Origin of the sequence: Enterobacter cloacae complex sp. IR5403 (assembly GCF_049238705.1) — a bacterium.
GTDB lineage: Bacteria > Pseudomonadota > Gammaproteobacteria > Enterobacterales > Enterobacteriaceae > Enterobacter > Enterobacter hormaechei_C.
In genome coordinates this window covers 438,529-452,343 of the sequence record NZ_JBMKHP010000001.1, presented here as the reverse complement: position 1 = coordinate 452,343, position 13,815 = coordinate 438,529, and the positions used below count along the sequence as shown (strand labels likewise).

The window sequence follows — 13,815 nt, the reverse complement described above, 5'->3', positions numbered from 1 at the left end:
ATATTTCCAATCAAAGCAGTCATTCCTGCCAAATTAATGTGAATAAATAGTTAATTTTTACTGTATGTCATGTATGCATGGCATTTATGAGTACAATAATTTAGTGGAATATTCTTAAGAAAAGTCCAATAGTAGATCTTTGATCTGAAAAGTTGATTTTAAATGGGCTTTTGCTCTAATATGGTTTTGTAAAGAAACGTCACTCACTTAACATTTATTTCTTTTAAAGAAAGGGACTGCTATGGCCGATTCATTCCAGAATGAGGTGCCCAAGGCACGCATAAACTTAAAGCTGGCTCTGCATACAGGTGGCGCGCAGAAGAAAATCGAACTGCCGCTTAAACTCCTCACCGTCGGTGATTTCAGTAATGGAAAAGAGAATCGCCCATTATCTGAAAGGGAGAAAATTAACGTCAATAAAAATAACTTCAACAGCGTACTTTCGGAATTTAACCCGGAAGTGAATCTGACGGTTCCTAACACAATGGTCGGGGATGGTTCGGAAGAAAGCATAAAACTGAATTTCTCCGATATTAAGGATTTCGAACCTGAACAGGTTGCCCGCCAGATCCCCCAGCTCCGCGCCATGCTGGCCATGCGTAATTTATTACGCGACCTCAAATCCAATCTTCTTGATAACGCCACTTTCAGAAAAGAACTCGAGAAAATTCTTAAAGACCCGGCGCTGTCTCAGGAATTACGCGACGAAATGAGTGCACTGGCCCCGAAATAAGCGGCATGTGTAATTTAATGGATTAACCGGGAATATGCTGATGTCTGTGAATACTGAAACCGCCTCTGCGCAGGGGCAGACCACCGTACTGGAAAAAGAGGGCGTTTACGCCTCCCTGTTTGAAAAAATCAACCTGACCCCGGCCTCCAGCCTGGGTGATATCAATGCGTTTCTGGATGACGCCGCGCTTTCTGACGCTCCGGCGGGTGAACGCCTGACGGCGGCGATGCAGGTGTTTATGGACTGCATCCGCAAATCCGGTCAGCCGGTGGAGAAGCTCGACAAAACGCTGATTGACCACCATATCGCTGAGCTGGATTTCCAGATCAGCCGTCAGCTGGATGCCGTAATGCATCACCAGGAGTTTCAGAAGGTGGAGTCCCTGTGGCGCGGCCTGAAGCAGCTGGTGGACAGCACCGACTACCGCCAGAACGTGAAAACCGAAATCCTGGATGTGTCGAAAGAAGATCTGCGTCAGGACTTTGAAGACGCGCCGGAACTTATCCAGAGCGGCCTCTACTGGCACACCTATACCGCCGAATACGACACCCCGGGCGGCGAGCCGATTGGCTCCGTGATTTCATCCTATGAATTTGACGCCAGCCCGCAGGATGTGGCGCTACTGCGCAACATCTCTAAAGTGTCAGCTGCCGCACATATGCCGTTTATTGGCTCTGTTGGTCCGAAATTCTTCCTGAAAGACTCCATGGAAGAGGTCGCTGCAATTAAGGATATCGGCAACTACTTCGACCGCGCGGAGTACATCAAGTGGAAATCCTTCCGCGACACCGACGACGCCCGCTACATCGGCCTCGTGATGCCGCGCGTGCTGGGGCGTCTGCCGTATGGCCCGGACACCGTACCTGTACGCAGCTTTAACTACGTTGAGCAGGTGAAAGGCCCGGATCACGAGAAATACCTGTGGACCAGTGCGTCGTTCTCCTTCGCGTCAAACATGGTGAAGAGCTTCATCAATAACGGCTGGTGCGTGCAGATCCGTGGCCCGCAGGCGGGCGGGGCGGTGAAAGACCTGCCTATTCATCTGTACGATCTGGGCACCGGCAACCAGGTGAAAATCCCGTCTGAGGTGATGATCCCGGAGACCCGCGAGTTCGAGTTTGCCAACCTCGGCTTTATTCCGCTCTCGTATTACAAAAACCGCGACTATGCCTGCTTCTTCTCGGCGAACTCCGCGCAGAAACCGGCGCTGTACGACACCGCAGATGCTACGGCCAACAGCCGCATCAACGCCCGTCTGCCGTACATCTTCCTGCTGTCGCGTATTGCGCACTACCTGAAGCTCATCCAGCGCGAGAACATCGGCACCACCAAGGACCGCCGTCTGCTGGAGCTGGAACTGAATACGTGGGTGCGTAGTCTGGTGACGGAAATGACCGATCCGGGCGATGAGTTGCAGGCTTCTCATCCGCTGCGTGACGCGAAGGTGGTGGTGGAAGATATCGAAGACAACCCGGGTTTCTTCCGCGTGAAGCTGTTTGCGGTGCCGCACTTCCAGGTGGAAGGCATGGATGTGAACCTGTCTCTGGTGAGCCAGATGCCTAAAGCGAAAGCGTAACGTAAGGCAGGAAGCATGAGAACGGAACAACCGTTATGGGGCAGGGGCCAGATGGTCTCTCCCCAGCACTTCCAGCAACAGGCCGCCTATGCGGCCTGGTCTGCGGAATGTATCGCCCGACTGGGTCTCTCCCATCCCTGGGGGGTGATTAATGCCACTTTCGAACCGGATGTACTGAAGTTGGGCCGTCTACAGGCCCGTCATCTGCACCTCCGGTTCCCTGACGGGACATTAATCGATACGGATAATGCTGACGACCTGCCACCGGTGCTGGCGCTTGAGAGTGAAACACAGGACGTGGTGGTGGTTCTGGCTCTTCCGCTGCTGCGCGCGAATGGTGGCAACTGCCTTAAGCCCGATGAGGTGGCCGCGCGTCCTGTTCGCTATCGCCAGCGCTGGCGGGATGTCCGCAACCTTTTTGGCGATGACACCCGCCAGATTGCAGTGATGCGGCCAGAGCTGACGTTGCGATTTGCCCATCAGAACAACAGCGATTACCTGACCTGTCCGGTTGCCCGCCTGCAACAAGATTCGCAGGGGAACTGGGCACTTGATGAGACATACCTTCCGCCGCTGCTGGCGTTGCTGGGCAGCCGCTGGCTGATGACCCAGCTGGAGCAACTGTTGACGCAACTGCGCGCCCGTCTGGGCCGCCTGATGGACATGCGCCGGGAAAGTAATGAGCGCATGGCGGATTTTGCCGTAGCCGATGTTTCATTGTTCTGGCTGCTCAATGCCCTGAACAGTGCTGAGCCCGTGCTGGGTCAGTTTCAGCGCCACCCGCAAAGCCCGCCTGAGCGTCTCTATCCGGAGCTGGCAAGGCTTGCAGGCAGCCTGTTGACATTCTCGCTGGAGCATCAGGTCAGTGCGATCCCGGCATGGCAGCATGAGCAACTGAATAACGTCTTCCCGCCGCTGTTTGATTTACTTGGCGATCTTCTGGAAGCCAGCCTGCCGTCGCGGGTGGTGGCGATTGAGCTTGAGCATGATGACCGGCTTCACTTCTGGCAGGCCCGTCTGCATGATCCACGTCTGCGCGAAGGGGCTGATTATTACCTCTCCGTGCGTTCACCGATGCCGGTGGCACAATTGCAGGAGCAGTTCCCGCGCCAGTGCAAGGTCGGCAGTCCCGATCATGTCAGGAGTATCGTCAATTCATCGCGGGTGGGCGTCACTCTGATGCCGCTGCGCCATGTGCCGGCAGCCATTCCACTACGTCTGGAAAATCAGTATTTCAGCCTTGATGTCTCTCATCCTCTGGCCATCGAAATGTTCCAGAGCGGCACCTGTATGTTTTACGTTCCGGGAATGCTCGCCGAGCCTGAACTTGAACTCTTTGCGGTACTGAGAACATGAATGATCGTAAACGCGCTACTGCCGCGTTCATTGATATTGATGCCCTGTTACAGGACACCTGGCTACAGGTGATCAGTCTGCGTCACGGCCCGACATTCCAGGACGGGGAAGGTCGTACGCTTTGGGAGCGCTGCATTGATGATGTCGGGCGTGTGCAGCGAGAACTGAAAGCGAGCGAACTCGATGAAGCCAGCTGCCAGCATATTCTTACGGCACAGTGTGCGCTGCTTGATGAGGCGGTCAAAGGTCGCGGTGTGGAGGATGATGCCTGTATACAGTGGTATGACATTCCCTTACAGGGATACTTCCTTGGCACTATGGACGCCGGTGACACGTTATGCGATCGGATGCGTGATGTGCTGCGTGAACCGGCTCCTGACCACGCCGTTGTGACCTGCTTCCAGCGAGTCATGATGCTCGGATTCCTCGGCAACTTCCGCTCCCTGAACGATCCTGAGCGGCAGAAACTCATGAATGCACTGAATGAATGTGTTGCGCCGTTCAGCTATTCACAACCCCATCCCGTTCTGGCGGAAAGCCATGCCGGACGGGGGATAGGGGGTTGGCTGGCATCATGGCCTATGCGCATTGGCCTGAGTGTGGTGGTGGTCACCGCATTATGGTGGGGACTGGATTGCTGGCTGGATAAGACACTGCTTACCCTGCTACCGGGAGCTGTGAAATGAGCCCTGCACAACAGCGCGGGCTTGCGCTCTGGGCTGCCCTGCTGAGTGCAGTGGTCTGCCTGTGGTTTCTGCCAGCATCCCGGCTGGTTTCCGTTCTCGTCCTGCTGGCGGTACTGGGGCTAATCATGGCGTTCTGGGCTGTCACCTGCCGTCGCGTGCAGCACGATTTCACCCTGTGTCTGGAGGACCTGCCTGAAGCCAATTATTGCCAGCCCGTGGTACTTGTCTGTGGCGATCTGCCGCTTGCCTGGCCGCATCAGTCACCTGTACTTACTGTCACGCAGGGCTGCTGGATCCGTGTAGAGGATCATCTGGAACTGGAGCAGGCCGCCCGTCAGGTACTGTGGTTGCGCCCCGACTGGGGACGTCAGCTGTCAGTGATGGTCAGTGTTTGTCCGCAGCAGCACCCTGACAGTGAGCGCCTTACCAGTCGTTTGCTTGCCCTGCGCTGGCAGATTAGCCGGTTGCGTAAAGCAACCGGCCATTCTGTGCCACTGGTTCTGAATGGACAGGTCGGCAGTGCGATGATGAATGACATGCTCTGGCAGACGGCGATCCTGGGGGAAGGGGTAAAGGTCTGGAGTGGGACTTCAGCGCCTGGCTCAGTTGCTGAATGGGTTAATACTGGCGGAACGCCTGCGATGCAGCAACAGGTGCTGATGAACAGCCTGATGAGCTGGTTCCAACAGCACGTCCAGGCTGTCCTTATGGATGAAAACCCCGATATTCCTGTCATTGAACCTGTTGCGGTTCTGTGGGGATTGGGCCCGATCCTGGCCGGAAGCATGGCCACCTCTGTCTGGACAGCGTGGTTGTCCCGCCATACTGCGATGCAGCAGGTGTCTGGCTGGCAGCCGGCGGGAACGGACAGTACGGTTATTTCCCTGTTCCCGAATTTTGTCCTCCCTTTACTGCCAGAAGGACGAGGCCTGACACCGCATGGTCGAACCTGGCGCGGTGCGCTCGGAATCTTCACGCTGGCGACCATTGCTGCGCTACTCAGCAGTGGCTGGAATAATCGCCAGCTGTTGCAACGCGTGAGCTTCGATATTGCACGCTATGAACGTATACCGATGAATGACTTCGGGCCGAAAGCTGACGCCGTTGCCGTGCTGCGCGAGGATGCGGCATTGCTGGACGACCATGCACGTAACGGTGTACCGCCCCGGCTGAGTCTGGGTCTGTATCAGGGCGGACGTCTGCGTATGCCAGTGCTGAATGCGATTCGCTCTTATGTGCCTCCGCCTCCGCCGCCTGAACCGGAACTCAAACCGGCACCGAAAATCATCCGCCTCGACAGCATGTCGCTGTTCGATACCGGAAAGTGGGCGCTTAAACCCGCCTCAACAAAGCTGCTGGTGAACTCGCTTGTGGGGATCAAGGCGAAGCCCGGCTGGCTGATTGTGGTCGCGGGCCATACCGACAGCACCGGGGATGACCAGTCCAACCAGGTGCTGTCGCTTAAGCGCGCGGAGTCGGTGCGCGACTGGATGCGGGATACCGGCGACGTGCCGGAGAGCTGTTTTGCGGTGCAGGGCTATGGTGAAAGCCGTCCTGTCGCCACCAACGACACGGCTGAAGGCCGGGCGCTGAACCGCCGTGTCGAAATCAGTCTGGTACCGCAGGCGAATGCCTGTCAGGCGCCGGGCAAGACCCATGCGTCATCGCAGGATGATGGCGCTGATAACAATGTAACGGAGTAATTAACATGGCAATTCCAGTCTATCTGTGGCTGAAGGACGACGGCGGCGCGGACATCAAAGGGTCCGTGGACGTTCAGGATCGTGAAGGCAGTATCGAAGTGGTGGCCCAGGAGCACAACCTGTACATCCCGACCGATAACAATACCGGCAAACTGACCGGCACCCGTATCCACACCCCGTTCCTGTTCACCAAGGAAATCGACTCCTCCAGCCCGTACCTGTACAAGGCGGTGACGACCGGCCAGACCCTGAAATCTGCCGAGTTCAAATGGTACAGAATCAATGACGCAGGCCAGGAAGTGGAGTACTTCAACACGAAGCTTGAGAACGTGAAGCTGGTGAAAGTGAATCCGAAGATGCATGACATCAAGGATCCTGCTTTCGAGAAGCACAACCACCTCGAGCAGATTGAACTGCGCTACGAAAAAATCACCTGGACCTACAAGGACGGCAACATCATTCATTCCGATTCCTGGAACGAACGCGCCACTGCGTAAGAGCCCTGAGCAGACGGTCAGCCGTCTGCTTTTTTTGCTGAGCGCCTGCACTGACGGGTGGTCAGCAAAGAAAAACACAATCTGCCTGCCCGACCTGATGCGCTTTGGGTTCCTGAATAACAGGGAACAGCGACGGGCGGTAGCGTGTCCGGAACTGATAAAGAGAGAGTCTCATGGAAAATCCAGCCATTCTGTTACGCCGTCTTAACCCTTACTGTGCCCGCGCGATGGAAGGGGCCGCTTCCCTGTGCCAGACCCGCGCTCATGCGGAAATCCTGCCTGAGCACTGGCTGCTGAAACTGCTGGAGCAGGGTGAGGGCGACCTGACGGTGCTGGCGCGGCGCTACGAATGGGATATGGATACGATATGGCAGGATATGCTGGGTTTTCTGGACAGCCTGCCACGGTCGGTGCGCAGCCGTCCGCAGCTTTCGGAGGGCGTGCAGTCCCTTATGCAGGACGCCTGGCTGCACGCCTCGCTGGCGGGGGAAGAGCATATCCGCAGCATTCACCTTCTGATGGCTCTGGTGGAAAAACCGAAACTGCTGCGCTGTGACGGCCTGTGGCCGCTGCTGACGCTGGCGCAGAGCCAGCTTGAGCGCCTGCGTGGACTTCTGGATGCGCAGTCGGATGAACGCCCGGAGGTGCAGCAGGAAGCGGAGCTTACGCAGGGGGATGAGGTGGAGTTTGTCGGCCGTCCGGTGAACGCGGATATAAAAGGAGAGCTGAACCCGGCGTTGCAGAATGCGCTGGACAGGTTCACCCTCGACGTCACCGCCCGCGCCCGTGAGGGCAGAATCGACCCGGTCTATGGCCGCGACAATGAAATCCGCCAGATGGTGGACATTCTTTCCCGGCGCCGCAAGAACAACCCGATTCTGGTCGGCGAACCGGGGGTGGGCAAGACCGCGCTCGTGGAAGGACTGGCGCTGCGCATTCATGAGGGCAATGTGCCGGACGCGCTGAAGCCGGTCGCGGTACGCACCCTTGACCTCGGCCTGTTACAGGCCGGGGCGGGTGTGAAGGGGGAATTCGAGCAGCGCCTGAAAAACATCATCGACGCGGTGCAGCAGTCACCCCTGCCGGTTCTGCTCTTCATTGACGAGGCGCACACCATTATCGGCGCGGGCAACCAGGCGGGCGGCGCCGATGCGGCCAACCTGCTGAAACCGGCGCTGGCCCGCGGTGAGCTCAGAACCATTGCCGCCACCACCTGGAGCGAATACAAACAGTACTTTGAGCGCGACGCCGCGCTGGAGCGTCGTTTCCAGATGGTTAAAGTTGATGAACCGGACGACGACACCGCCTGCCTGATGCTGCGCGGACTCAAGTCACGCTACGCGGAGCACCATGGCGTGCATATTACCGATGAAGCGGTTAAAGCCGCCGTCACGCTCTCCAGACGCTATCTGACCGGACGCCAGCTTCCGGACAAGGCGGTGGATTTGCTGGATACCGCCTCTGCCCGTGTCCGTATGAGCCTGGATACGGTGCCGGAGCCGCTGACCCGCATGAAGGCGCAGCTCACGGCACTGGCTATGGAGAAGCAGGCGCTGCTGGAGGATATCGCGGTGAGCAACACCACCCACGGCGAGCGTCTGGCGGCCATTGAACAGGACAAAATCCGCATCATCCTGCAACTCGACGAACGGGAAACCCAGTACGGCCAGGAGCTGAAACTGACGGAAGAACTGCTTGCCTGCCGCACGGATATCTCCCGTCAGGGGGAGATTGCGGACCTTCAGAGGCAGCTTACTGCCGTGCAGCAGAATACCCCGCTGCTGGGGCTGGATGTGGACGCGCGTACCGTCGCCACCGTTATCGCCGACTGGACGGGCGTACCGCTCTCTTCCCTGATGAAGGACGAGCAGACGGAACTGCTGAGCCTTGAGCACAGTCTGGCGAAACGCGTTGTCGGTCAGGACAGTGCACTGAATGCCATTGCGCAGCGCCTGCGCGCCAGCAAAACCGGTCTGACGTCAGAGAACGGCCCGCAGGGCGTGTTCCTGCTGGTTGGTCCGAGCGGTGTGGACAAAACCGAAACCGCGCTGGCGCTGGCCGATGAACTGTTCGGCGGCGAGAAGTCTCTTATCACCATCAACCTCTCGGAATACCAGGAGCCACACACCGTCTCGCAGCTCAAGGGCTCACCGCCGGGCTACGTGGGTTACGGTCAGGGCGGCATTCTGACCGAAGCCGTCCGTAAGCGCCCCTACAGCGTGGTGCTGCTGGATGAAGTGGAAAAGGCGCACCGGGATGTGATGAACCTGTTCTACCAGGTGTTTGACCGGGGGGTCATGCGCGACGGCGAGGGGCGGGAAATTGACTTCCGCAACACGGTGATTCTGATGACCTCCAATCTCGGCAGCGACCTCATCATGCAGATGCTGGAGGAACAGCCGGAGGCGACAGAGCCGGACCTGCATGAACTGCTGCGTCCTGTCCTGCGGGACCACTTCCAGCCCGCGCTGCTGGCGCGCTTCCAGACAGTGATTTACCGTCCGCTGGCAAAGGCAGCGATGCGTACCATTGTGGAGATGAAGCTGGCGCAGGTCAGTAAACGCCTCAACCGTCACTACGGTATGAAGACCGATATCCACGAAAGTCTGTACGACGCACTGACCGATGCCTGCCTGCTGCCGGACACCGGGGCTCGCAATGTTGACAGCCTGCTGAACCAGCAGATCCTGCCGGTGCTGAGCCAGCAGTTGCTGATGCATATGGCAGCGGGGCAGAAGCCGCATACCCTGACGCTGGGCTGGGATGAGGAAGAGGGCATAGTGCTCGAGTTTGACCGGACAGAAGGAGTGCACGCATGAGCAGCAATCCCCCGCTAAGATTCAGCCACAGCCATCACCTGCTGTCGGTGAAGGGATGTGACGCAGAACCCGATGTGCTGGCGTTTGAGGGTGATGAAGCCCTGAGCACGCCGTTCAGCTGCCGTATTGAATTCACCAGCGCGGACCATGCCATCAGCAAAGAGATGATGCTGATGAAAGCGGCTTCCCTGACGCTTCAGGCCCCGGTAGACCAGGGGTACGGCATCAAAATACAGCAGCCGGTGCGGGTGATTCAGGGCGTGGTCACGGGTTTTGAACGTCTGGGTACCTCAAAGGATGAAACCCGTTACGCAGTGACGCTTGAGCCGCGTCTGGCGCTGCTCAGCCGCTCGCACCAGAACGCCATCTACCAGGACATGTCCGTCCCGCAGATTGTGGAGAAAATCCTGCGCGAGCGTCACGGCATGCGCGGCCAGGACTTCCTGTTCTCGCTGAGTAAAGAGTATCCGCGCCGTGAGCAGGTGATGCAGTACGGTGAGGACGACCTGCACTTTATCACCCGCCTGCTGTGTGAGGTCGGTATCTGGTTCCGCTTTACCACCGACACGCGCCTCAACATCGACGTGGTGGAGTTTTACGACAGCCGGCAGGGGTATGAGAAAGGCCTGACGCTGCCGTCGGTGCCGCCGTCAGGGCAGCACTCGCAGGGGGTGGACTCGGTGTGGGATATGGAGAGCCGTCATAAGGTGGTCCAGAAGGCGGTCAGCACCCGCGACTACAACTACCGTCAGGCCACGCAGGACATGAACACCCTGGTGGATGCGACCCGCGGGGATGTCACCACGTACGGTGAGGCCTATCACTGGGCGGATAACTACCTGACGCCGGGCAGCGCGTATGACCGCAACCCGGCACCGGAGTCCGGTGCGTTTTACGCCCGCATCCGTCACGAACGCTACCTGAATGGCCAGACGCAGACCGTTGCCTTCACCAGTTGTCCGGTGCTCTCTCCGGGTATGCTGCTGACCGTCACCGGCGGGTACGAAGTGGCAGACGTGTTTGCGCAGGGCGTGGTTGTCACGGCGATGCACAGCCATGCGCAGCGTGATGCGGACTTTTGCGTCAGGTTTGACGGTATCCCGGACAGCCCGGATTTCAGTTTTCGCCCGGAACCTGGTTCACGTCCGGTGATGGCAGGTACCTTACCGGCCCGCGTCACCAGTACCACTGAAAATGACACCTACGGGCATATCGACAAAGACGGCCGCTACCGCGTCAACATGCTGTTTGACCGTGAGAACTGGGAGACCGGGTTCGAGAGTCTGTGGGTCCGTCAGTCCCGCCCGTATGCGGGTGACACCTACGGCCTGCACCTGCCGCTGCTGGCAGGCACCGAGGTGGCGATTGGTTTTGAGGACGGCAACCCGGACCGGCCGTACATTGCCGGTGTGCTGCACGACTCGGCGCACGGCGACCACGTCACCATCCGCAACTACAGACGTAACGTCCTGCGCACGCCGGCGAACAACAAAATCCGCCTCGACGACGAGCGCGGGAAAGAGCATATCAAGGTCAGCACGGAGTACGGCGGCAAGAGCCAGCTGAATCTAGGCCATCTGGTTGACAGCGACAGGCAGAAGCGCGGTGAGGGGTTTGAGCTCAGGACGGACAGCCGGGGCGCCATCCGGGCGCAGAAGGGGATTTTTATCAGTGCTGACGGCCAGGAGAAGGCGCAGGGGCAGGTGCTGGAGATGGTGCCGGCGGTCAGCAATCTCGGCGATGCCCGGGAGCAGATGACATCCATCTCCGGTGATGCGCAGCAGGCGACCGCGAACCCGGCAGACCTTCAGGCGCAAATCACCCTGCTGGAGCAGCATCTGACGGACCTTAAAAAATCGGTGCTGCTGATGAGCGCACCGGACGGTATCGCACTGACCAGCGGAGACCATCTGCAGGTATCGGCCGGGCAGAACCTGATTGCCACGGCCGGTAAAAATGCGGACGTCAGCGTGGTGAAAAATTTGTTCATCGGGGTGGGCAATGCCCTGAGTGTGTTTGTGCGCAAACTGGGGATCAGGCTCATCGCCAACCAGGGGCCGGTGCAGGTACAGGCACAGAATGATTTAATGGCATTGCTGGCACGAAAAGAAATCAGCATCGTCAGCACGGAAGATGAAATCAGGATCCTTGCGAAGAAGAAGATCACGCTGAACGGCGGCGGGAGCTATATCACACTGGATGCGAATGCGATTGAGGCGGCGACGCTCGGGGATTACCGGACACGGGCGGGATTTTATGACCGGCAGCAGAAGGCAAATAAACCAGAAGATTTCCCGAGTATTGCCCCGATAGCAGCAGAACCTGCCAGCTCCGGTAACAACCAGCAAGAAAAACCAGACAAAGACGAAGATGTCCCGGGTACTGGTCCTGCTGCTCCGGAAGCAGCAGAGCCAGCCAGTTATTTCCTTTTTTCCTGACACGGAGTCATAACATGATTATCAGCCCACCGTTTCTGAGAAACAGAACTGCATCCCAGTCTGATGCCGACTGGACTGGCGCAATGATGCCGGTTAATCCAGACCAGGGATTCCCGTTGAACGGAGCAGAATCCTGGCATGGAGGTGTTCACATCACACATACAGACGAAGGAATGCCTAATGAAAAAATACGGGCAATTGCTGATGGCGTGGTTGTTTCGTTCCGCCAGCCATCGCCGTCTAAAGATACAGAACCACTCAATTATCTCGGACCGACAGATGACGGCTATGTGTTGCTGAAGCATGAAACGGAGACAGGAAGCGGAGATGACGGGAAGGTCGTATTCTATTCACTGTGCATGCATATGAAATTTCTGGAGGCAGAAATAAAGCAGGATGCAAAAATATACCGTAAAGCCCCCCTGGGCTCTTCAGGCACGTGCAGTGGACGGAATGAATTCCATTTCCAGATTTTCTGTGATGACAACAATATCAGCAAGCTGACGGGCAGAACGACCCGTGAACTGGACGTGTCGAAAGATGGCCGGACTGATGCCGTTTACGGAGATATTCACTTTTATCTTCCGGCCGGAACGAAGTTTTATGATAAGGCACCCGCAAATAACAGTACTTCCATAACCGGGCTTTCTGAGCTGTATACCAGCAGTGCGCCTCTGTATGCCAGTATGACGCTGGCACAGGGCAGCTGCACGATGGTGACCCGGCAGAAAAATACGCAGACTGACGGGAAGTATGACCTGCTGGGCGACCCTCTGGTGAATGCTGACGGAGAGGACTACGAATATAATCTCTATAACACCGCGATGCGGAATTATAAGGAAAGCCCCAGCGCCGGGTTTGAGCTGCTTCGTTTTGGCCGGGTGATCAATACGGAGCATGAAACGCTGGTACCGGCAGATGCGCCATTATGGATGACGGTCAGTTATCCGGGTGGCAAAGGGGTGGTCAATCTCGCTGATCCGAATATTAAAAAATTCAGTGACGCTGATTTTCCTCACTGGACGGGCTGGCAGCTGGTTGATGACGATACTGACAGTAATAGTCAGTGTAGCTCAGCCATAATCAGGAAACTGCAGGAGGACGGTGAGTACAATAATCAGTGTGGAAAGTTAATCTGTCATTTCCCGTTCGAATGGGAAAAAAGTACGGTCGATACCCGTTTTTCATGGCTGAAAACGGGGAATGACAAGCGTGCTCCGATGACGGAAGGAGATTATGCAAAATTTAAGGCTCATGCAGAAGCGTTGTGCTTTGATTCCGGAGCATTGAGTAATGGAAGGCTGTGGCATTTTGAGCCAAAAACATTCATTAAACATTTTAGAAACTGTGGATGGTTAAGTTTCTGTGAAATGAAACAAATAGTACCTAGCCATGCACTGCGGCAATCTGGCAGAGATCGGTTTGTTTGGGAGGCAATTAATACGAATTTAAGAACGCCGGGCTCAATTTTAAGTAACCAGATTTCAAATTTAAATTCCTCGATGAGAAAGTATTGTATTAATACGCCCTTTAGGATTTCTTGCTTTTTAGGTAATGCAATACAAGAAACAGGCTGGTTAAGTACCCTTCATGAAGGAAATGGCAGTAACCTCTGGTACGCCCCGTGGTACGGACGCGGTTTTTTGCAATTAACTAATCCAGAAAACTACCTAAATTATTTTAAATATATTGGCAAGGTAGTTGAGGATCAATTAAAACGAAGTTTGGTTGACGCATATGCATTAATTGCAGCACAACCACCTGCGAATAGATCTAATGCGACATTGCAAGATCGCCACTTCCCTACGCTTCCAACAGAGTTTATAGGACTAAGGAGCGAGGTTAGTGATTCACAAGGTACATTAGCTGCAGATAGCGCTGGGTTTTATTGGGTAAAAAATAAGATGGCTAAATATGCCGATGAGGAGCATGTTTTGAGAGGGTTTCTGTTAATTCAAATCTAGGAATTAAGTATTACTACCGAAGTCCTAGTTTTTGGAAAGCAAG

General features: G+C 56.3%; 9 protein-coding genes. All 9 read left to right on the top strand.

Features of this window, described 5'->3' with window-relative positions; translation table 11 throughout:
* Positions 1-241: 241 nt before the first annotated feature.
* Positions 242-733, top strand: a complete 492-nt coding sequence (gene tssB / locus ACOTW6_RS02150; protein WP_090278540.1) for a type VI secretion system contractile sheath small subunit — start codon at positions 242-244, stop codon at positions 731-733.
* Between the two features lie 40 nt (positions 734-773).
* Positions 774-2,309, top strand: a complete 1,536-nt coding sequence (gene tssC, locus ACOTW6_RS02145) for a type VI secretion system contractile sheath large subunit (protein WP_023324775.1) — start codon at positions 774-776, stop codon at positions 2,307-2,309.
* 15 nt (positions 2,310-2,324) lie between these two features.
* A complete protein-coding gene (gene tssK / locus ACOTW6_RS02140; protein WP_421766226.1) occupies positions 2,325-3,665 on the top strand; it encodes a type VI secretion system baseplate subunit TssK in 1,341 nt (446 codons plus the stop codon).
* Positions 3,662-4,351, top strand: a complete 690-nt coding sequence (gene tssL, locus ACOTW6_RS02135; RefSeq protein WP_090278538.1) for a type VI secretion system protein TssL, short form — start codon at positions 3,662-3,664, stop codon at positions 4,349-4,351. The genes tssK and tssL overlap by 4 nt, the downstream gene beginning before the upstream one ends.
* Positions 4,348-6,054, top strand: a complete 1,707-nt coding sequence (locus tag ACOTW6_RS02130) for an OmpA family protein (RefSeq protein ID WP_213788817.1) — start codon at positions 4,348-4,350, stop codon at positions 6,052-6,054. The genes tssL and ACOTW6_RS02130 overlap by 4 nt, the downstream gene beginning before the upstream one ends.
* Before the next feature lie 5 nt (positions 6,055-6,059).
* Positions 6,060-6,551, top strand: coding sequence for a type VI secretion system effector Hcp (gene hcp, locus ACOTW6_RS02125; protein WP_009653685.1), 492 nt, complete (start codon positions 6,060-6,062; stop codon positions 6,549-6,551).
* A gap of 173 nt (positions 6,552-6,724) precedes the next feature.
* Positions 6,725-9,370, top strand: a complete 2,646-nt coding sequence (tssH, locus tag ACOTW6_RS02120; protein WP_213788816.1) for a type VI secretion system ATPase TssH — start codon at positions 6,725-6,727, stop codon at positions 9,368-9,370.
* On the top strand, positions 9,367-11,808 hold the full coding sequence (locus ACOTW6_RS02115; protein ID WP_421766225.1) for a type VI secretion system Vgr family protein: 2,442 nt from the start codon (positions 9,367-9,369) through the stop codon (positions 11,806-11,808). The genes tssH and ACOTW6_RS02115 overlap by 4 nt, the downstream gene beginning before the upstream one ends.
* Before the next feature lie 14 nt (positions 11,809-11,822).
* A complete protein-coding gene (locus ACOTW6_RS02110) occupies positions 11,823-13,772 on the top strand; it encodes a M23 family peptidase (RefSeq protein WP_421766224.1) in 1,950 nt (649 codons plus the stop codon).
* The last annotated feature ends 43 nt before the right edge of the window (positions 13,773-13,815 follow it).

Bases quoted from the DNA above. Each gene is read 5' to 3' on its own strand.
- tssB (WP_090278540.1), top strand. From the start codon at position 242: ATGGCCGATTCATTCCAGAATGAGGTGCCCAAGGCACGCATAAACTTA.
- tssC (WP_023324775.1), top strand. From the start codon at position 774: ATGTCTGTGAATACTGAAACCGCCTCTGCGCAGGGGCAGACCACCGTA.
- tssK (WP_421766226.1), top strand. From the start codon at position 2,325: ATGAGAACGGAACAACCGTTATGGGGCAGGGGCCAGATGGTCTCTCCC.
- tssL (WP_090278538.1), top strand. From the start codon at position 3,662: ATGAATGATCGTAAACGCGCTACTGCCGCGTTCATTGATATTGATGCC.
- ACOTW6_RS02130 (WP_213788817.1), top strand. From the start codon at position 4,348: ATGAGCCCTGCACAACAGCGCGGGCTTGCGCTCTGGGCTGCCCTGCTG.
- hcp (WP_009653685.1), top strand. From the start codon at position 6,060: ATGGCAATTCCAGTCTATCTGTGGCTGAAGGACGACGGCGGCGCGGAC.
- tssH (WP_213788816.1), top strand. From the start codon at position 6,725: ATGGAAAATCCAGCCATTCTGTTACGCCGTCTTAACCCTTACTGTGCC.
- ACOTW6_RS02115 (WP_421766225.1), top strand. From the start codon at position 9,367: ATGAGCAGCAATCCCCCGCTAAGATTCAGCCACAGCCATCACCTGCTG.
- ACOTW6_RS02110 (WP_421766224.1), top strand. From the start codon at position 11,823: ATGATTATCAGCCCACCGTTTCTGAGAAACAGAACTGCATCCCAGTCT.